At 40.3% G+C, this 19,198-nt stretch carries 16 protein-coding genes; 4 read left to right on the top strand and 12 right to left on the bottom strand.

What is annotated here, in order from left to right; genetic code table 11:
• Positions 1–404 precede the first annotated feature (404 nt).
• Both BW961_RS28285 and BW961_RS30980 read right to left on the bottom strand, forming a co-directional pair.
• Positions 405–662, bottom strand: coding sequence for a hypothetical protein (locus BW961_RS28285; protein ID WP_068587547.1), 258 nt, complete (start codon positions 660–662; stop codon positions 405–407).
• Between the two features lie 232 nt (positions 663–894).
• Positions 895–1,386 (bottom strand): VOC family protein, encoded by a 492-nt coding sequence (locus tag BW961_RS30980; protein ID WP_211269769.1) that lies wholly within the window; start codon positions 1,384–1,386, stop codon positions 895–897.
• 284 nt (positions 1,387–1,670) lie between these two features.
• Here BW961_RS30980 and BW961_RS28275 point away from each other — a divergent pair, with 284 nt between their 5' ends.
• Both BW961_RS28275 and BW961_RS28270 read left to right on the top strand, forming a co-directional pair.
• The gene (locus BW961_RS28275) at positions 1,671–2,513 is read left to right on the top strand and encodes a sialate O-acetylesterase (protein WP_068587545.1); all 843 of its coding nucleotides are present in this window, start codon (positions 1,671–1,673) and stop codon (positions 2,511–2,513) included.
• Positions 2,510–3,049 (top strand): PadR family transcriptional regulator, encoded by a 540-nt coding sequence (locus BW961_RS28270; RefSeq protein ID WP_068587542.1) that lies wholly within the window; start codon positions 2,510–2,512, stop codon positions 3,047–3,049. Before BW961_RS28275 ends, BW961_RS28270 begins: the two co-directional genes overlap by 4 nt.
• A gap of 1,478 nt (positions 3,050–4,527) precedes the next feature.
• On the opposite strand, the gene poxB is transcribed toward BW961_RS28270, so the two are convergent.
• From poxB to BW961_RS28245, 5 genes are all read right to left on the bottom strand, one after another.
• Positions 4,528–6,249 (bottom strand): ubiquinone-dependent pyruvate dehydrogenase, encoded by a 1,722-nt coding sequence (gene poxB, locus BW961_RS28260; protein ID WP_068587538.1) that lies wholly within the window; start codon positions 6,247–6,249, stop codon positions 4,528–4,530.
• A gap of 1,106 nt (positions 6,250–7,355) precedes the next feature.
• On the bottom strand, positions 7,356–8,024 hold the full coding sequence (locus BW961_RS28255) for a sugar O-acetyltransferase (protein ID WP_068587536.1): 669 nt from the start codon (positions 8,022–8,024) through the stop codon (positions 7,356–7,358).
• Between the two features lie 17 nt (positions 8,025–8,041).
• A complete protein-coding gene (locus BW961_RS31455) occupies positions 8,042–8,254 on the bottom strand; it encodes an LbetaH domain-containing protein (RefSeq protein ID WP_244556088.1) in 213 nt (70 codons plus the stop codon).
• Positions 8,232–8,675 carry a maltose acetyltransferase domain-containing protein gene (locus BW961_RS28250; protein WP_244556087.1) on the bottom strand — a complete coding sequence of 148 codons (444 nt, stop codon included), beginning with the start codon at positions 8,673–8,675 and terminating at the stop codon, positions 8,232–8,234. Before BW961_RS28250 ends, BW961_RS31455 begins: the two co-directional genes overlap by 23 nt.
• Positions 8,676–8,741: 66 nt before the next feature.
• Positions 8,742–10,115, bottom strand: coding sequence for an MATE family efflux transporter (locus BW961_RS28245; protein ID WP_244556086.1), 1,374 nt, complete (start codon positions 10,113–10,115; stop codon positions 8,742–8,744).
• Positions 10,116–10,253: 138 nt separating this feature from the next.
• On the opposite strand from BW961_RS28245, the gene BW961_RS28240 reads away from it, so the two are divergent.
• A complete protein-coding gene (locus tag BW961_RS28240) occupies positions 10,254–11,135 on the top strand; it encodes an AraC family transcriptional regulator (protein ID WP_244556085.1) in 882 nt (293 codons plus the stop codon).
• Positions 11,136–11,926: 791 nt separating this feature from the next.
• Here the strand turns inward: BW961_RS28240 and BW961_RS28235 are convergent.
• The gene (locus BW961_RS28235) at positions 11,927–14,137 is read right to left on the bottom strand and encodes a 5'-nucleotidase C-terminal domain-containing protein (protein WP_068587534.1); all 2,211 of its coding nucleotides are present in this window, start codon (positions 14,135–14,137) and stop codon (positions 11,927–11,929) included.
• A 361-nt stretch (positions 14,138–14,498) separates the two neighbouring features.
• The gene (locus tag BW961_RS28230; protein WP_068587532.1) at positions 14,499–14,756 is read right to left on the bottom strand and encodes a hypothetical protein; all 258 of its coding nucleotides are present in this window, start codon (positions 14,754–14,756) and stop codon (positions 14,499–14,501) included.
• 147 nt (positions 14,757–14,903) lie between these two features.
• On the opposite strand from BW961_RS28230, the gene BW961_RS28225 reads away from it, so the two are divergent.
• On the top strand, positions 14,904–15,215 hold the full coding sequence (locus BW961_RS28225; RefSeq protein ID WP_068587530.1) for a hypothetical protein: 312 nt from the start codon (positions 14,904–14,906) through the stop codon (positions 15,213–15,215).
• A gap of 1,399 nt (positions 15,216–16,614) precedes the next feature.
• Here the strand turns inward: BW961_RS28225 and BW961_RS28220 are convergent.
• From BW961_RS28220 to BW961_RS28205, 3 genes are all read right to left on the bottom strand, one after another.
• Entirely contained in the window at positions 16,615–17,553 is a 939-nt protein-coding gene (locus BW961_RS28220) for an alpha/beta fold hydrolase (protein WP_244556084.1), read from the bottom strand.
• Between the two features lie 57 nt (positions 17,554–17,610).
• Positions 17,611–17,898 carry a hypothetical protein gene (locus BW961_RS28215; RefSeq protein ID WP_244556083.1) on the bottom strand — a complete coding sequence of 96 codons (288 nt, stop codon included), beginning with the start codon at positions 17,896–17,898 and terminating at the stop codon, positions 17,611–17,613.
• Positions 17,899–18,793: 895 nt separating this feature from the next.
• Positions 18,794–19,198 (bottom strand): GyrI-like domain-containing protein (locus BW961_RS28205; protein ID WP_139331788.1); only part of this gene is annotated, 405 nt, incomplete at its 5' end.

The following is a 19,198-nucleotide window of genomic DNA, read 5'->3' as shown; positions in this document are numbered from 1 at the left end:
AAAAAACGCTAATAAGCGGTATTTAATGAAATGTTATTGTTGTCACCTGTAATTTGTAAACGTCTCGGGCTTGACTCCCTGGCTAACGGTACAAGTTCTTGTCTCGAGCAAAGGACAAGAACTTGTACCCATAAAATTAAAAAAGCCCGCTTAGCGCGGGTTCCAATAGGTATATGTTCTTGTCCTCTTACATCGGAGGACAAGAACTTGGTCCCTTAGCCGATTCCCCCTGATTTAGTCATCATTCCCATTCCCTCTTACTTCTTATGTTCTTAACTGCAAGTATATGGACGTTATGAATATCTCAATGTTGCGGATAACTGCCCGGTAGCTTAATAAAAAGAACAGGATACCGAAGCACCTGCTCTTCAATGTGTATTATTCAACTATCGTGTCCCGTTAGCTCAATGACCTCGGTTAATAAAATTTCTAACGAGTCCATACAAGAACGCAACAATTCCAATTACGAGAAAGGGGATAACGAAAACATTATCTTTGGGGTCTATCCATGGACTACTCAGACCTCCATTACCACTAAAAACCGCCAATCCTTGTGAGGATAGTCCACTAGCAACAAAGTTTGCACATCGTTCCAAAGTATGCAATAAACCAGAGAAAATCACAAATATTATTCCAATAATTTGATAAAATCTTGCTTTCATATAACCACTCCTTATGAATTCTCAAATGAAAAAGCGTTAAAAAACATGTTGCTCTACTATCCCTTGAGTATTAATAAAGTTCACATAATATAAAACACAATGGAAACTAATAAGTTACGCTATCCTGCCAGTTAGTTGAATAATAATTGCCTGAACAGTTTCGTCAGGATGCGACAGAAAAAGACCAACTATTAATATGTTGGCCGACTCCAGTAATTCCTTATTCAACTATCTAGGGGTTTATATTATTTTCACTTACATGTGTGACAACGAATCCTGAATCGTAATTGTGACGGAATGTGATTTGATAATTTTCTGTTTTCTTATCTACCTCGTTATTAATAACTTCATGTACACTCGCTAAAACATCTAATTCGTAAAATCCCCCCGTAACCTCTCTCATATCGGTTACTTGAAATGGGTCAAAGTAATAAACATTTTCTTTCCCCAAGGCGAACTCATCAACTTCATCCCTGGAGTTCGCCCCCAGAGAGAATAACACTTCAGTGCCCTGCCACGGATCCGCAACCGCATTACCAGCAAAACCGCGGAACGCGGATTCCGGGAAGAGCATCAAAACAACCTGATTGTCGCCGACGATCAAGCTGAACGAGCCGTCTTGACTCGCATACTGCTCATTCAACCGAAAACCGAGCTGGGTATAAAACGCCTTTGCCCGTTCTGGTTCTCGCACTGGCAGGTTCAACCATAATTCTCTCGACATACCTAACAACCTCCTGATATAGAGATGCAGTAATCACTCATCCCTATATATATTCAATAATAATCTTTCCTTCTTGTTTGGAAATTAATCCTTCTTCAACTATAAGAAAAATTTGACCTTGTTAGTGCTACTCAATATTTTCTTTCAATAGTTATTAGAACGATGACAGTTCTATATTAGTTCGTTATTAAAAATTTACTAGATATAGCGAGTTGACGATAGTCTAATTAGACTCTATAATATTGAAGTCTAATTAGACCATTGAGTAAAGGAGTTGAAATTAAATGATAAAATCTTTTTTAATGTTAGGGCAATCAAATATGGCAGGTCGTGGATTCTTGCATGAAGTAGACCCTATCTATAATGAAAAAATAAAAATGCTTCGCAACGGTCAGTGGCAAATGATGACAGAGCCGATTAATTATGACCGCCCTGTTGCTGGTGTAAGTCTAACAGCATCTTTTGCAGAAGCATGGTCGAAAGCCAACCCGGATGAAGAAATTGGTTTGATTCCTTGTGCAGAAGGTGGCAGTTCCTTGAACGATTGGCATCCGCAAGGTACTCTTTTTCAACATGCTTTGTCTGAAGCTCGATTTGCCCTTGAAACTAGTGAAATTTGTGGCATACTTTGGCATCAAGGTGAAAGTGATAGCAATAATTCTCTACATGAAACGTATTATGAAAAGTTATCTCTAATCATTGAGACTTTACGAAAAGAATTAAACCTTCAAAATGTCCCATTAATCATTGGTGAGCTTGGTGATTTTCTAGGAAAAACAGGTTTCGGAAAGTACTCTTCAGAGTTTCAAGAAATCAACGAACAATTACGTCGATTTGCTCATGAGCAGCAAAATTGTTATTTTGTATCGGCAGAAGGTCTAACTGCCAATCCGGATGGTATTCATTTTAACGCCGTTTCCCAACGAAAATTCGGTTATCGCTACTTCGAAGCATTTTCGAAAAAGTGTCATATCTTAGAGCCTCTTTCGGATGAAGATCAATCACTAAAAATAAACAATAACTATTCGAAAACTGAACAAATTTATATTCACAGTATGAATTTGGCTCTAGGTAAAATCACATACGCTGAATTTGAAGCACAAATGGCGAAGGTGATGCAACTTTGATTCCCTTACTTATCCTTGGCTTACTTATTCAAAACCCTGGCGCTCATGGATACGAACTATTAAGTTTAATGGAAAAACGACATTATAAATATATCGTTAACTTCACTAAAGGATCATTTTATTACAATTTGCAACAACTTGAAGAAAAAGGTTTGATTGAACAAACACATCAAATACGTCCAAACAATAGTCGTGAAATTCACACCTTTAAAATCACGTCTTTAGGAATGGAAGAATTCGAAAAATTAATGGCCAAATATGGGACTAAATCCGAGTATGTAAACTTACAATTCTATGGGGCATTACTCTTTGCAGAGGAATTTGATAAAAATAAATTATTAGAATTAATCCAATCACAAATTGATCAAACTGAAGCTAGAATTGCTCTTCTCGATGAATACCTAGCTAACACAAAAGAGTTACCTGGTAAAATTGATTATTTTCGTCACATGAACGAAAATTCTCGTTCTCACCACCTAGTAAACTTAAAATGGTTTAAAGAATTGAAGGCAGACATAGAAGAAGCTACTGTGTAAATAAAAACTAAAATCCCGTATCAATATTACTTAGTAAAATTGATACGGGATTTTTAATGTAATCTTTTGTAGTCCAGCCACTTATTGCAGTTATGTTTTGGCTAACTACTTCTGAGGTACCGCTACAATGTGGGTAAATTTATGTCAAAATTCTATAATGTAGGCAGTTTAGTGCATTTTAGCGTGACATTAATTTGCCTACATAAAAATAAAAAAGCCTGATTTATCAGGCTTTTACAGATACTGCTTATGTAGGCACATTAGTGTCCTTGGACATTTGTCGGTGACACAATACTTCCCTCATGGACACATATCCCCCCTCATTTGCTTCTGGTCGCTCTTATCTTTATCGTAACGAGAGTGAATTTGTGTCATTAGTTAAATATATGGTTATGAATGCTGTCGAAGAATGTTGAATAGTTATCACTCTTATATCCCGTCAATCATGAGCGGAGTTTTGTGTCATTCTCCTAGCAAGAGTGGATAAACCCCGAAATTATAAGGGTTTCATTAAGGGGAGCATTGTGTGTCACTACACATCTGATGACAAGAATATAGTCCGGTTATCCGTGATATCTCCTCTTTATCCTTCAAAACAATTACTATCTATACTAGTTGATTACTCTCGATCCGTATTAACAATTAAATGTGCAGCAAATTTAACTGGAGTAACTTCACTGCTGCCTTCAGCGGTGCTTCCATACCAAAAACTCATTCATGAGACACAATCCTAATAGTTAGAGAGTTATTGTAGAAACATATAAGCCCAAGGCACAGCAAATTAAAATGGATGTACTTCGATCTAAATTTTCACCAAACTTTAGTGTCCGGACGAAAGTTATTAAACCAAAACTAATAAGAATTATAAAATCTGCTTTATTAGAAAAAGAAATAACCCCCATAATACCCCAAAGGACAATTGATAAATAATAGATTGCAAATGCCTTCACAGGAATTTTATTTAAGTAATCCATATATTCACTTCACCTTTCCATACACTACTTAGTCTGCATCATTTTTTCAAGGTATAGTTTCCCTGCCCCCTGAAGTTATTACCATGAGTTCAGTTTTGACTCAAGTGAAAATGCGAAATTAACTCTAATTGAAAACCGTCTTCTTTTACGTAAAACAATACATGTTCTTTTCCTCAATCGGCAAACGATATATGTTCTTGTCATTGGATTTTGACAAGAACATATATCGTTAAAATAAAAAAGCCGCAACTACGCGACTTTTAAGCATATATGTTCTTGTCACCCGACAATAGTTAGTAGTGGGTTTTAAATAGTTGCAAAGGCGATCTTCATTTTGATAGTAATCAACAATGATGATTACTTAGTCATATTTTAAGCTTACGACCAAGGCAGTGTGTGCAGTCAGTTGTAGGAATCTTTAGAAAAGCTGATATTTCCTCCTTCTCCCTCGGAAATGGGGCAATATTTCTGACTTCTGACACCAGTTCAAAGTTCTCCTATTTATTACCGAAGGAGATTGGTTTTCGCCAGTTCGATGATTTCGTTGCCTTGCCCGTTCAAAACGGCTTTCAGCATCCACATCGTAAATCCGCGTGCCTGCTCGAAGTTGATCTTCGGCGGCATAGCCAGCTCCTGACGATTGACGACGACGTCCAGCACTACCGGACCGCTGTGTTCGAACGCTCGGCGAACGGCGCTTTCCAAGTCATTCGGATCCTCGACCCGGATTCCTTCGATTCCCATGGCTTGAGCCAGTACCGCAAAGTTTGGATTGTCGAGTTCCGTTCCGAATTCTAAAAAGCCGGCTGCTTTCATTTCCAATTCCACGAATCCAAGCGCACCATTATTAAAGACAACGATCTTGATCGGGAGCTTATGCTGACGAAGGGTCAATAGATCTCCGAGCAACATGGTGAGTCCCCCGTCCCCCGACAGCGATACGACCTGGCGTCCCGGCTGTGCAACCTGCGCCCCAATCGCCTGAGGCATGGCGTTCGCCATTGTCCCGTGGTTAAACGAGCCCATAAGCCTTCTTTTTCCATTCATGCTCAAGTATCGGGCAGCCCACACTGTCGGCGTCCCAACATCGCAAGTCAAAACGGCATCCTCATCTGCGAGATCGCTGATTACCTTCATGAGAAATTGCGGATGAATAGGCGCTCGACCGGGATATGCAAGATTGTCCATTTCCTCGCGGACTTTGGCATAATGTGCGGCAAAGTGCTGCAGATGGTCAGGGGAGTGCGGTTCCTTTAACAGGGGTAACAGCATTTCGACCGTCGTCTTCACGTCTCCGCACACCCCGTATGCGAGCGTCGTTCGCCGGCCTAGTCGGGAGGAATCCAAATCAACCTGAAGGATGGTCGCTTCTTGCGGATAAAATTGCCGGTATGGAAAATCGGTACCCAGCATGAGTAGGACATCGCATTCCATCATGGCGTGGTAGCCGGAAGAATATCCAATCAGGCCGGTTAATCCGACGGAATACGGGTTGTCGTATTCCAAATATTCTTTTCCTCGCAGCGCTATGACCATCGGGGATTGCAGCTTCTCGCACAGCTTCATGAGCGAAGCATGAGCTCCCGCGCAGCCGGCACCGCACAGCAAGGTGATCCTCTTTCCTTTGTTTAAGTAGTCGGCAAGCGTCTTCAATTCGTCTGTAGAAGGGCAGACAATCGGCCGGGTGGAATGGATGACGCGTTCCGGAACCGGGCTTTCGTCGCATTCGAAAGCGGCTACATCACCCGGAATAACTAAGACAGACACTCCCGACCTTGCCGTCGCGGTTTGCATCGCCATCGTAACCGCTCGAGGCATTTGCTTCGGTCCGGTTACGACTTCACAAAAGAAGCTGCATTCCTGAAACAACATGTCCGGACGGGTCTCTTGAAAAAAGCCGCTGCCGATTTCACTGCTCGGAATATGAGCGGCAATCGCAAGTACTGGCACCCGGTTTCGATGGCAATCGTACAATCCGTTAATGAGATGCAAATTACCTGGTCCGCTGCTACCCGCACATACGGCGATTCCTCCGCTGAGGGTGGCATCCGCGCCCGCCGCGAACGCTGCAACCTCTTCGTGGCGGACATGGATCCATTCTATTTTTCCGGAACGACGGATCGCATCGAGCAAGGCATTGAGCGAATCGCCGATAATGCCGTAAATTCGCTTCACACCGGCGTTCAGAAGGGATTCCACAATGGAATCCGCTATAGTTCTTTTCAAGGGAATCTCTCCTTTTTGTTTTTATTATATTTCCCAAATATGAGCAGCCTATTCTTTTCACAACGATTTAAGCCTGAACCAAGAAGAAAGCTTGGCAATCCACATCTCGGGTTTGTTGGGCTTCAATCTTAGATTAAGTAGTCAAATTTCGGTCATTTCATTCCTTATTATAGTAATGCTCCCGTTAGCGCAACGAGGCTGCCGATCCATGGCGGCAGCCTCGTTTTAGAGTTATATTATTAAGCTATAGTTTCCCGTTAGTTGAACAACATCCCAGCACCTCTCCAGCCACGTGCTTAAATACATAATCATCTTTTCCCACTGATTTGAATGAATTGTCTGAAATTATTAAGTTAACAAAGATGTCCCGTTTAGAAGAAGTTAGATAAGTACAATTAAAGTAAGTCTAAATCGTCTTCAGTATCATTCTATTAGGAGGAATTCACATTTCAAAATAATGAAATGTAACTTTATTCTCTCGGATTCCAAGATAAAAGAAATAATTATTATCAGCCAAACGGCAATCGGAACAGATTCTTGACAATGCTTAATGACAAGAATCTGTTCCGATAAAACAAAAAAACCGCGATCTACGCGGACATTAATCGGACTATTTCTTGTCATCTTACACTTTGTCGGATGACAAGAACATGTGCCCATTCCCTCTTAGGATAACAAAAAAAGCTGATCTTGTTGATGATCAGCTTTTTTTGTTATCCATTTTTTTGGCATATACCATTACCGCTCAGCCATACTCCCGTAAAAAAACCTAACATAAGACAAACTAGTACCTCAAGCAATTTGACTTTCACTTTAAAAAAACTTTCATGCTACAACTTGCTTGAATAGAAATTGGATATGTCTAGAGCTACTGAGAGTTATCCTCCCCGTTTGTTGAACAAAAGGCTGTTACGTCACAACCCTCTCTAGTACCTGTTCCAACTTTGACTTGTTCACTATAAACTTTCTCTGTTGACAAGGACATGATCCCAATAATAAGTTCTCTATCTTGTTCACATTTTACATTCCAAATAATAGTTTCACACTTTACCAAAGAATGGTAGTCAAGCAAAGGGCTGCCTCGCGGCAGTCCATTTGATATTGAACTATTGTTCTGCGTTAACGGATGACTCTAAATCTGAAATCACACGGCAATCTGCCAACACTTCCGGTTTAAATCGCATACTGTCCGCTTGTCTGATCTTGCGAATTACTCTGCATGGAACACCTGCAGCAAAGGAGCCTTCTGGGATATCTTGAGTCACCACACTACCTGCTCCTATAACGCATCCGTCTCCAATGGTAACACCGCCGCATACCGTTACATTAGCTGAGAGCCACACATCGTTTCCAATCGTCACAGGCTTGGCGTAACATAGCGACTTAGGATCACCATTTTGATCAAGCAATTGCCTACGTTCAGAGGCGATGAACGGATGAATGGGTGTAACAATCGTTACATTAGGTCCAAAACTGACATTATTCCCAATGGTAACCTTTGCATCGTCCTGAACGGTAAGATTGTAGTTGCCAAAGAAGTGATTTCCGATTTCTGTGTGAACCCCGTAATGAAAAAAAATAGGCCCCTGAATGAAGCTACGTTCCCCCAACTTGCCAAGCAGCTGTTCAAGTATCTCCTCGCGTTCCTCTGTCTGATCCTCAAAAGTGCGACTATATTGACTGCTAAGGTTATGTGCACGGAGCTTTATAGCCTTTAACTCGGGATTGCCAGGACTAAATAAAATCCCCTTAAAAATTCGTTCTTCTTCCGTCATATGTTCATCTCCAATTCTCACCATTCTACCTGATCAAAACGCATGTTTTTGTAGTAAAAGGTTTTGTCTTGATCCGTAATCTCTCGGAGGACCTTGCAGGGATTCCCGACTGCTATTACATTGGCTGGAATATCTTTAGTTACCACACTGCCGCCCCCAATGACGCTTCCCTTTCCGATTGTAACACCCGGTAAAATGGTTGCGCCACTACCTACCGATCCAAACTCCATCTTCTATAACGACCGGCAAGGCAAACATACCGCCTTCTTTGCGCATCTCCGGGTGCACCGGATGGTTGGTCACAGCGATCGTTACATTCGGGCCAAACATCACGTCATTTCCGATTGTAACCTTATAGTCATCGACAACCGTTAAATTAAAGTTGATGTATACATTATTGCCTACCGTAGTATTCGAACCGTAAGACATATGGATTGGAGGCTCCATCCATACATGATCACCCATGCTCTCAAAAAGCTGTTTCATCAAAAACTTCCGTCCATCCAAATCATCGGGATGCAATCGATTGATTTCGTAACACAGCGCCTTGCCTCGCTGGCGTGCGCGAGCTAGAGCAGCAGCTTCCTCTGGGTAATTAGAATCATGGTCGGTAAACAATTGACCGTTCTTCATTCGCTCTTGAATATTCATGGATTAGTCTCCTCTGGATAAGACTTATATTTTTCATATATATGAAATTGGTGCAAGCCATTTTCTTTAACTAACTTGTTCAAAATTTCTTGTAATATTGTTCAACCATTTGTATTGACGATATCTGATATAACTAACAGGAAGCTTAACGACCTCGTCCAAGCTAATTACGAGATACAACACGATCGGAGGTACTTGGTAAACAAAAGCACATAAGTAGCCAAGTGGTAATATTATGCCCCACATCACAACCGTATCGCACCAAAACCCAAATTTAGAATCGCCGCCAGCAGTAAATATACCCGCAATTATCGTGGCATTCATCGACTTGGCAATACAATAAAAAGCACTGATATACAGCATGCCATCCAAGTAATTTTGTGCAGTAGTGTTCAAGCTCACGATAGAGAAAACCAGTGGTTTTAGCGCCAAAATCGTGCATCCTGCAATAAATCCAAAAATCAAAGCGTAAAGGCTCATCCTGTTGCCCGCATGTTTCGCTTTCTCAATCTCTCCCTGCCCCAGATATTTTCCAATTAATACAGATCCGCCGCTGGCAACGCCTCCACATAGTACAACAGCCAGGTTCTTGACCATGGATGCCACGGAATTCGCTGCAACCATGTCAGAGCTTACATGACCGATAATTGCGGCTGTCGCAGTTAAAGCAATGCCCCAAACAATATAATTGCCTTGGATAGGCAAGGTGTATTTCCAGAAATCCTTTAGCAGATTACGCTGACTACCTTTAGTTGTAGGAAGTCGGAAGCGAATCGACCCTCTGGTAACGGAATGTACAATACAGCAGGCAAGTTCAATGAAACGAGCTAACACCGTTGAAAGGGCAACAGACGCAACCGCGAGCTTAGGCATCGTCGGAAAGAGAAAAAAGATGCAGATTGCATTGAACAATATGTTCAAAATTAAGCATATAGAGCTAATTGAAGCACTCAGTCGTGCATTTTCCATGCTTCTGATTACGGTGAGATACATCTGCGAAAGGCCCATTGCAATATACGAGAACGAAACCATTTGTAAAAACCTTGAACCATACTCTATCAATTCGTTATCTTTTGTAAAAAATCGCATTAGCATCTCCGGAACTAAAAACGTAACAGAAAAAAATAATACAGAGATACATAGCGAGAACGTGCAGGCAATACTGAGAACGCGCTGTATCGTTTCTAGATCTTTCTTGCCCCAATACTGCGCAGTAAGAACACCCGCTCCTGTTGCCATTCCCATGTAAAACAAGGTCAAAGCAAAAGTAATTTGTCCTGCGAGCGATACAGCCGACATTGCAGTTTGGCTAATCATGCCCACCATGACCACATCTATTGAAATGACCATAGCTGAGATCAGATTTTGCAATGCAATGGGAATAACGAGAGTCATAAGCTCCCGATTAAAATCACGGTTCATGGGAGTTGTTAGTTGCATACGATTTTTCACCTTATTCTCCCCTCTCTCCTTCCTGTTAAATTCAATGATATCAATATAGAACAAAATTATTGTCCAATCCATTAAAATTGACTATATTATTATAAGAATCGTATATAGATCAAAGGAGTGTTCCATTTGATTAAAAATTTAGAAGTGTTTTCGGATTTATCGGAACGCTTGGATTATAATCTTCCTGATTTACCTCTTTATGTTCGTAAAGGAAGTTTGCATCAATTTAATAATTATGCTGCTGCAGCTCATTGGCATTCAGATGTAGAGTTCATTTATGTTCTCAAAGGATCAATGGATTTTTCTGTAAACGGACATATTACTCGCATAGAACAAGGGAATGGAATTTTCGTGAATAGCCGCCGATTACATTTTGGTTCCTCACAAGATCATATCGATTGTTTATTCATTGTTGTTGTCATTCACCCCGCCCTTCTTGGCGAAGGTGTATCCCCACTTCAAACCTATTGGGACGAAAAATTCAGTCAAATAACGGACGACTTTGTGTCGCTCACAAACCAAGTTGCATGGCAACAGAGCATATTGCTGTCTCTTCAAGCAATCTATGATGAAATGCACGATAGCAATTCCCCAAATCCGCTTCGCCTCGCTTCACAAGCTTTATCTTTATGTGCCTTAATCGGAGATTACCTACAACCGAAGGTAGGGCAATCTGAAGATATACAATTTTGGACAAATGTTCAGAAGATGACCAATTTCATCCATCAACACTATGAGCAAAAAATAACGCTTGAAGATATAGCATCGGTGGGAACTGTTTGCAGGAGTCGCTGCTGCACATTGTTTAATAAGTATGTAGGTCAAACCCCTAACACGTATCTAACTAGATATCGAATTCAGAAAAGTTGTGAAATGCTGAAGGAAACAAAACGATCCATAAGCGAAATTGCACTGGCTTGTGGTTTCCAAAGCGGTAGTTACTTCACATCTATTTTCCGAAAACAACTGGGTTTAGTTCCACAAGATTATCGAAAACAAACAAAATGAAGGTAATCACTTGTCAGCTCGTCCACGATATAGGATTGCCTACATTCCTTGCTCATTTAATTAAACAAAGCTCTATCCGACCTTCATAAATATGCACAAAAGGCCACCGAAGTAATCAGCAGCCTTATCAGTTTATTGCTTTCCTTTTTCATCCAGACATGATCAAGAATATCCTGTCAACATATGAATGTGATCTGCTCGGTTGTGTCATCACTTTACTGTCATTGAAGCATCCATCAGAATGAAGTCGCCATTGTTAACAAGCCTATTTTCCTTCTTTATGGTACTATCCTGCCCGTTAGCTTAATAAAAAGAGCAGGATACCGAAGCACCTGCTCATCAATGTGTATTATTCAACATCGTTTCCCATTAGCTTATTTGCAAATGTCTCTTTATTTCTCAATGGAATTTAAAGAAGATGTCTCCTGTACAGTACAGAAATCACCTTCTTCAAAATGCATAGGTAGCATAATATCCACTTCTTCTTGTCCAAATTGAACCGCCCAGTGAATGCTTGATAGTTGGTTGCTTGGGGGTCTCCATCATCAACTCTATTAAAATCAATGATACAATGATACCTAGATATCCTGCATGTTGTAATGACACAGAGCGTTATTCTACTAGCTTTCGTTTTTGTTCAACAAAGTTGTTTATTGATTCTGCTACCTTTAAATGAATACCACATGCTTTATAATTGGTTATATATTTGTCTATTTTGAGATTATAAACTTCTGCCTATGACATTAGTACAAAAGGAGCCAAGTCACAAGACTGGGCTCCTTTTGTACTAATTATTTTAACATATCTACATATTCATCATACACATATCCAATAGACCCTTTATAAGAAACCTTCAACCAGCCATACTTCGTTCCTAGCACTTCAAGAACAGTCCCCTTTGGCACCGCCATATAGATCTTCGCCTTGGAAGAAGCTTCAGCACGAACATTCAAAAAGTATGCTGTTACCTTTGCTTGATTCGTAACATCCGTTACCACCGTTGGTTTTACTGGTTTCACTTCTGGTTTCACTTCTTCTTGTGGAACACTTGCTGCCGCCTTTATGGACACATTAAGCTTATGATAGAACTCGCCTTTTGTCATAGTAGCTGCAGATAGGTCTGTACTCACCTTTGCTTTTTGAGACAATTCATCAATCTCTTTTCGAGTAATCGTATCCAAAATGTTAATTGATGCTACATTGGTGTATTTACCGTCATCCGTTTTAGGAATCTCCAATACGCCTGTGTTAATAAGCTCAATCACATCTGCACGTTCAGGTGAAGTAGTATCAACGCCTGTGATTTTCCAATTTTCTTGAATTTTAGGCTCGTATACACCATTTTTTTCTTCCTTCAGGTAAGCAATTGCACGATTACGAATGGTTCCTTCTATTTCACCAAATGCTTTTACATCCTTTGAAGACCAGAGCTGTTGGAATTTCCGTCCTTCGAGTGCTCCACCTTTTGCTTTAAGAGCGTCCATCCGGTATGCATTCATACCCAATTTGATAACATCATCCAACTTGATGGAGGTTCCGTCCATTTTTCGTAAATTCGTAATTCGGCTACCATAAGGCTTCGTTAAGTCAATTTCATATTTAACGCCACCAAAAAAATCATTCGTACTGTACTTGGAAGCGCGGCGTGTCTTATCAAAACTAACTGTTACATCGCCTGGTCGAGTCGAGTTAAAGTAGCCTACTGCCCATTCCATGTAATCTTTCAGATCTTTACCCGTTACTTGGTAAACTGTAATTTCACCGAGAGCGAACTGATAGTTATAGGCAATATCCTTTTTCTTGATGGGACCTACATCCAACCGCGCCTTATCGTTATCAATCTGATGGGAGACTACATCCGCTTTGCTGTAATGCAGCATAACATCGTTAAAAAAGTCTGATAACGGAGTTTCCTGAATTTGTACAGTAGGGATGCCCTCAATCTCATTCTTAGGTACAAGGTTCATCCCTTTAAGTTGTGCCACTTCGATATTGGCATTTTCTCTTGCGAACTCATGATAGGGCTGCAATGTAGATTCCAATGTCGGATCCGATAATGCAGTTGTTCCATCCTCGGCTTTAACAGGTAATGCAGCCGCTTGCTTATCCTTAAGGACTACTTTATCGCCTTGCTTCGTGAATGTAAGGTCTATACGAGAAATATGAGTTCCGTATTTATCCGGTTCAACAATTAAAACCCCGTTCACCGTATCCCCCTTAACAAGCTTATGCATATGACCTGCAAAAATAGCAGCCAACTCAGGGTTCGCATTGGCGATATCTTTTACACCAGTACCTGGGACACCATTCTCATTCTCCAGCCCCATATGCATAAGCCCAATCATTACATCTACTTTACCTTCTAATTCCTTAATAGCTTTTTTCGTTTCATCTACAGGATTCTTGAATACAAGCCCGTCTAAATGATTAGAGCCTTTCTCAAATTCAGCCGTCATGGGAGTATCCATTCCAATAACCCCAATCTTTATCCCTGCTTTTTCAATAATGGTATACGCAGGCATAAATCTTTCACCATTGTCCTTATAGATGTTCCCTGCCAGCATTTGACCTTTATACTGAGAGGTAATTTTCTTAAACACATCCATTCCAAAATTGAACTCATGATTGCCCATCACCCATGCATCATAATTCATTTCATTCATAGCTACCATCATTGGAGACTTGGGTTGGTCATTAAATAATTCCGCCGAATTATCCTGAATCATATCCCCTGCATCGAGTAAAATCGTATTTGGGTTTTCTCCACGAACTTTCTTGATGATTGTAAATAATTGCGTTAAACTCCCACTTGGATTGGGACCGTCCAACGCATAATCCCACGGCATGAAGCGTCCATGAATATCCGACGTACCTAAAATGGAAATCTGCGTGTCTTCATTTGCCGATTCAGCCGCTTCTACCGAAACTGGGACGGACATGAGAGCGCTCCCAACAAAAAGTAAAGCAACAACAGTTAAAAGTAATTTTTTCTTAGCCTTCATTATGACTCTCCTTTGTTATACTGGATTACCGTACACGCTAACTTTATACGGGTTAACCTCGATAGGATATACACCGCACATTCCCTATCCTTTCGGGGACATATTCATTCTAATGTATAAGATGTAAATTAGATATATTAATATAGTGATTGTTCTATCTTATACATTGTTGACGAGATTTACTTTTAGTTATGGAATTTCAGAGGATATTGAAAATCTTATATTATTATGAATACTAATTTTCATTTATAAAAACTGCATTCAAGGAAATTGAATATGAAAGCATTCATTCTGATAAAAATAGTTATGGACATCCAAACTCTGGAATACTAGCTCGGCTTAAGAATGTTAATGCCACCACCTACATATTGGGGTCGGTAACAGCTACGTTTATATTCTCATTCGTCCAAGTTTTACCTTGATCTCTACTTATAGAACACAGTTTAAAACGTGGCTCATATCGATGGTCATTTAGAAAGTAAAATAATGCTTCCCCCAATATATTCCTGAGAGCATTTTCGTTCTCTTCGTAACAGAAACTAATATTTCGTTCCTTTGTAGTAGCCCTTCTCTTTAATCTCCGTGCTTTTCGCATATCTACTTCGTTTACACTCATCATTGTCTAAACTCTCCTTTAAATATTGAATTAATCAACACAAATTAGTCTCCATTTCGTTCAATTGATGTTCATCTTTATATCTAAGAGATTAATACACGATATTCGTATATTTGTTTCGCTATCCTGCCCGTTATGAGTGACATCATTTTGAAACTAAAAAAATTAGTAGCTACTGTTGCCGCTTCGGCAATGTTACTCACATCTCTCCCTGTTGCATCTTTTGCGGCAGGTGGGAGTGATCTCGATAGTCAGTTGAAGAAGGTCGGGGTAAGTTACAGTCCTAGTTGGTTATATACGGATAAGAGATTGAATTTAGATTATAACGATTATACATCCAGTCCATTGTACACGTTGAAAGGTGATTGGATCATGAATCCTAGTGCTCAGGATAAAGAAGACGGGAATTTTCTATTTAGCGATAACATGCTGACCGGCAAGGAGAATGGCAAATGGGGATAGATCGTGAGACCGAACGTTAAATAAAATAATTTTCACCTCTTGTGCTATTAATTTTTATTACTTTCTCCATTCAATTTTCAATCACTTACTTCTCTCTAGTTCTCCTATTATGATTGGTGTCCTTGTACTTTGCAGACCCATAGCCCATTGGACAAAGCGGTTTATATGAACTGTGAAGCGCATTTGGAGGGAGTGGTTTCCGTCCTGCAATTACGAAGCCGCCAATTGTCCCGAGTTTGAAATGACCTACGACAGAGGTAACAACATGTATGAAATGTAAGTTTGGGTGTCGTTCGTGAAATTAACAGAATCATAGGCTACCGAGGAACACGGGATATAATTTCCCTCACATCGCTATGTTCTGGTATTATCTGAAGCCCGTCAAGGCATGCAATCACCTTGACGGGCCTTTACATACTAACTCAAGGTTGCATCAGCCACGGTCTTGGCCATGCAAAATAAATCAGTTAGCTGAACTAGCCTGCTCATCATATGGCTTAAAAGAGGGATTTTAATTGGAATTATCTATTTTTTTCTTATGTGATCTGCCAAAATGATTTTGTTTTGATACGCGTACTGAACAATCCACTGACCCTGTCTTGTTTTGACTTAGGTTTATTGGTTTTATTGTTTCTCTGTTTGAAAAATCAATGAACCGAAGATGTTAGAATCATTTAGCGAAAGTACCGCCACAATGTAGGTAACTTTATGTCAAAATTCTATAATGTAGGCAGATTAGTGTTTTTAGCGTGACATTAATTTGCCCACATAAAAATAAAAAAGCCTGATTTTTCAGGCTTTTACTGATACTACTAATGTAGGCACTTTAGTGTCATTGGACAGATGATGACGAGAATGTGTTCCGATAAATGACAAGAATCTATACCGATTGCCGTTATTGGTGTCTCTCTTCTCTTTATTCAGATTACAAAAGGCTGATCTTTAACAAGAAGAAATCAGCCTTTTTTTCGGAGGACAAGAACATGCACCCTTAAAAGACAAGAACATGTACCACGTTGATGCTTACAATATTTCTAACTACATCCTCCCTTCGATGATCATCGATCATCGATACCTTTTATTCGTTGGTTATTTGTTACAATCCATACAAGATCATTTAACTATATTCCCGTTACTTCAACGGCAACCATTCAATTAGAGAGGATGAGAACAAGGTGAGCCATCCGTCGGCAATCGGATCAAGTTCTCGTCATCGGAAAATGAAAAGAACTTGATCCGATAACTAAAAAGCCCGCGATTTTACGCGGACTTGATTCGGACAATGTTCTTGTCTCCCGACAGTAGTTCACGCTTTATTTTTCAGGTATTCGATAATAATTAACTTACAAAGAACAAGTTTCCTCAGGTAAAAAAAAAAGGCCCAATACGCTTGAGCAGATTAATCCCGACTTGCTTCGTAAATCTTTAGCGCCAAATAAGCCGGTCTTGTGCGCGAATCCGTAAAGTGGTCCCCATCTCCAACGATCAGGCGGAACAGACCGAGTCGTGTTGACATGTGGGGATTCCAACCGTAGCCCTCTCCTTGAGGCAATACATTATCTTGGTAGAAATATACATAGCTTTTGGGGGTTGGTAGCGCGTAGAATGCTTTAAGATCCAGTTTCTCGAAAAGTGGTTTAGCCGGTTCCGGAGAGACACTTTTATAGAAAAGTTTGGCATCCTCAGTGGAGGCAGTATTTACGAACAAAGCCCTAAACAGCTCAAACGGAAGCATAATCGTATCGTCTTTCGACATGGTTCTGAGCTGTTCAAAACCTTGTCTCGTTTGGGGCGGAAACTCGTCAACCACCGATTCTCCGTCTTTCAATACGAACGCATCCCAGAAGACCATCCGCTTGATACGATCGGGTACCTGTTCCGCAACTTTTTGGATGACTGTTCCACCGAAGCTGTGCCCAACTAGAACAATGTCGTGCAAGTTCAACTGTTTTATATAATCAACGACTGATTTCGTAATCATTGCATGTGTGACATTTTTATTTGGATCTATTCCGTGTCCTGCATATTCTGGAGTATAGACTGTGTGCCCTTGACTACGCAATTCAGCGGCTACGCCATCCCAAAAGTGAGCATCCGCCCATGAGCCATGCACAAGTACGAAGGTAAGCTGCTGAGGCGGAGAAAAACGGTAGCTTCCTTTCGATTCTATGGGATAATTCCACCAAAACGATCCTGTGTCAGAATAAGGGTTGTAATACTGCCCCTGGGGCACGAATCGGTAATAAGGATTTGGTATTTGATAATTCCTCGATTGATAAGGAAACATGAACAACAACCTCTCATAGACGACATATTTGAGCTTATGATTCAGGCGCATAAAAGATTCCTATTGCTGCCTGAGCCTTGCTCATCCCTTTGTTAATCTGCTCATACATTATTCCCTCACGAGCACGGAAGATTGCTGTATCTTCTTGATCTCATATAAAATACCCTCTGATTTCATATACTGGCTTCCTTCTGGAAGTTGCCTGATTTCATTCTCTTGCTCATCATGCCCAAGCTGATAGCTACTCAAATCAAGGAATCGCTGAGCATAAATACCATGCCCATAGCTTGTCATTCTTTCAGCCCCCGAGATTCCTAACTTGATGGGAATTACATTGAGTAAAGTGGATTTTTCGCTACCGTTATTGCCAAACAACACAGTAATTCGATCAAACAAAAGCACCTCTCCAGCCACGTGCTTAAATACATAATCAGCTTTTCCCACTGATTTGAATGAATTGTCTGAAATGATTAAGTTAACAAAGATGTCCCGTTTAGAAGAGTACAATTAAAGTAAGTCTAAATCGTCTTCAGTATCATTCTATTAAGAGGAAATCACATTTCAAAATAATGGAATGTAACTTTATTCTCTCGGATTCCAAGATATAAGAAATAATTATTATCTGCCAAACGGCAATCGGACTATATTCTTGTCATCTTACAGTAATTGTCTGAGGACAAGAACATGTACCCATTCCCTCTTACTTCTTATGTTCTTAACTGTAAGTATATGGACGTTATGAATATCATCAATGTTGCGGATAACTGCCCATTAGCTTAACGAAAACAAGGAGCAGCTGCCGAGGCAAACTGCTCCTTGTTTGATTCTACTATCGTGTCACGTTAGCTTAATGGTCAGATACGTAATTAATTTTCACTTTCGTTTTTCTAAAACACTTAAGTCTTCCTGAGCATCAATTGCTACTATTCTCAACGCAATGCCTAATACTAAACTGAATATAGTAATCAGAAATGAAACGAGTGTTAAAAGTTTTTCTAGCGGTTTGTCGTAGATATCGTAGTAAATGAGTTCTTTGAAGTTGCTTGTGTTATAGAAAATAATCGTCAATAGAAAAAACAAAATGCTTATCAAAATGAGCCAAACTGATAGTTTTTTCACTCTTTCAAAGTATGGCATGTCAGTCTCCCTTTGTGCGTTTACTAGAAGTGTATTCGCGAAATGATTGAACTATCCTGCCCGTTAGCTTAATAAAAATGAGCAGGATACGTAGCACCTGCTCATCAATGTGTGTCATTGAACTATCGTGTCCCGTTTCTTCAATAAACGCTGCTTATTTCTTTTTAATGGGTATCCATATTTCGCTTTTAAATTGCTGCGATGCTACATCTTTCTGCTCATTCCAGAGCATTTCAGGCCCTTCGCTTAGCTCATATTCCGAAGACGGAAACCATTCGGAATAAATGCGTCCCCAGATCTCTTGAAGCGCACTCGGAAAAGGGCCAACGGTCGTGAATACAGCCCATGTAGAGGCTGACACCTCCAGCTGGGCGAAGCCATCTCGTGCTTCATTCGTTGTGGCCGCCCCGATGTAATGATCAAGCTCTCCTTTCTCCTCCATTCGCCCTTCACTGAAATTCGTGGAAGCACTGATTAGTCCTGAAGGCTGAACATTCGAAAAGCCCTTAATCTTATCAATTATTTCTGGTGTGAGTCCTTCAAACATTGATGCAATCTC

This window comes from Paenibacillus macquariensis, assembly GCF_900156375.1.
Taxonomy (GTDB): Bacteria; Bacillota; Bacilli; order Paenibacillales; family Paenibacillaceae; genus Paenibacillus_AQ; species Paenibacillus_AQ macquariensis.
The sequence above is the reverse complement of the archived record's forward strand: the minus strand, read 5'-3'. Positions and strand labels throughout refer to the sequence as shown.

Bases quoted from the DNA above. Each gene is read 5' to 3' on its own strand.
- BW961_RS28285 (WP_068587547.1), bottom strand. From the start codon at position 662: ATGAAAGCAAGATTTTATCAAATTATTGGAATAATATTTGTGATTTTC.
- BW961_RS30980 (WP_211269769.1), bottom strand. From the start codon at position 1,386: ATGTCGAGAGAATTATGGTTGAACCTGCCAGTGCGAGAACCAGAACGG.
- BW961_RS28275 (WP_068587545.1), top strand. From the start codon at position 1,671: ATGATAAAATCTTTTTTAATGTTAGGGCAATCAAATATGGCAGGTCGT.
- BW961_RS28255 (WP_068587536.1), bottom strand. From the start codon at position 8,024: ATGACGGAAGAAGAACGAATTTTTAAGGGGATTTTATTTAGTCCTGGC.
- BW961_RS31455 (WP_244556088.1), bottom strand. From the start codon at position 8,254: ATGGAGTTTGGATCGGTAGGTAGTGGCGCAACCATTTTACCGGGTGTT.
- BW961_RS28250 (WP_244556087.1), bottom strand. From the start codon at position 8,675: ATGAATATTCAAGAGCGAATGAAGAACGGTCAATTGTTTACCGACCAT.
- BW961_RS28245 (WP_244556086.1), bottom strand. From the start codon at position 10,115: ATGCAACTAACAACTCCCATGAACCGTGATTTTAATCGGGAGCTTATG.
- BW961_RS28235 (WP_068587534.1), bottom strand. From the start codon at position 14,137: ATGAAGGCTAAGAAAAAATTACTTTTAACTGTTGTTGCTTTACTTTTT.
- BW961_RS28230 (WP_068587532.1), bottom strand. From the start codon at position 14,756: ATGATGAGTGTAAACGAAGTAGATATGCGAAAAGCACGGAGATTAAAG.
- BW961_RS28220 (WP_244556084.1), bottom strand. From the start codon at position 17,553: ATGCGCCTGAATCATAAGCTCAAATATGTCGTCTATGAGAGGTTGTTG.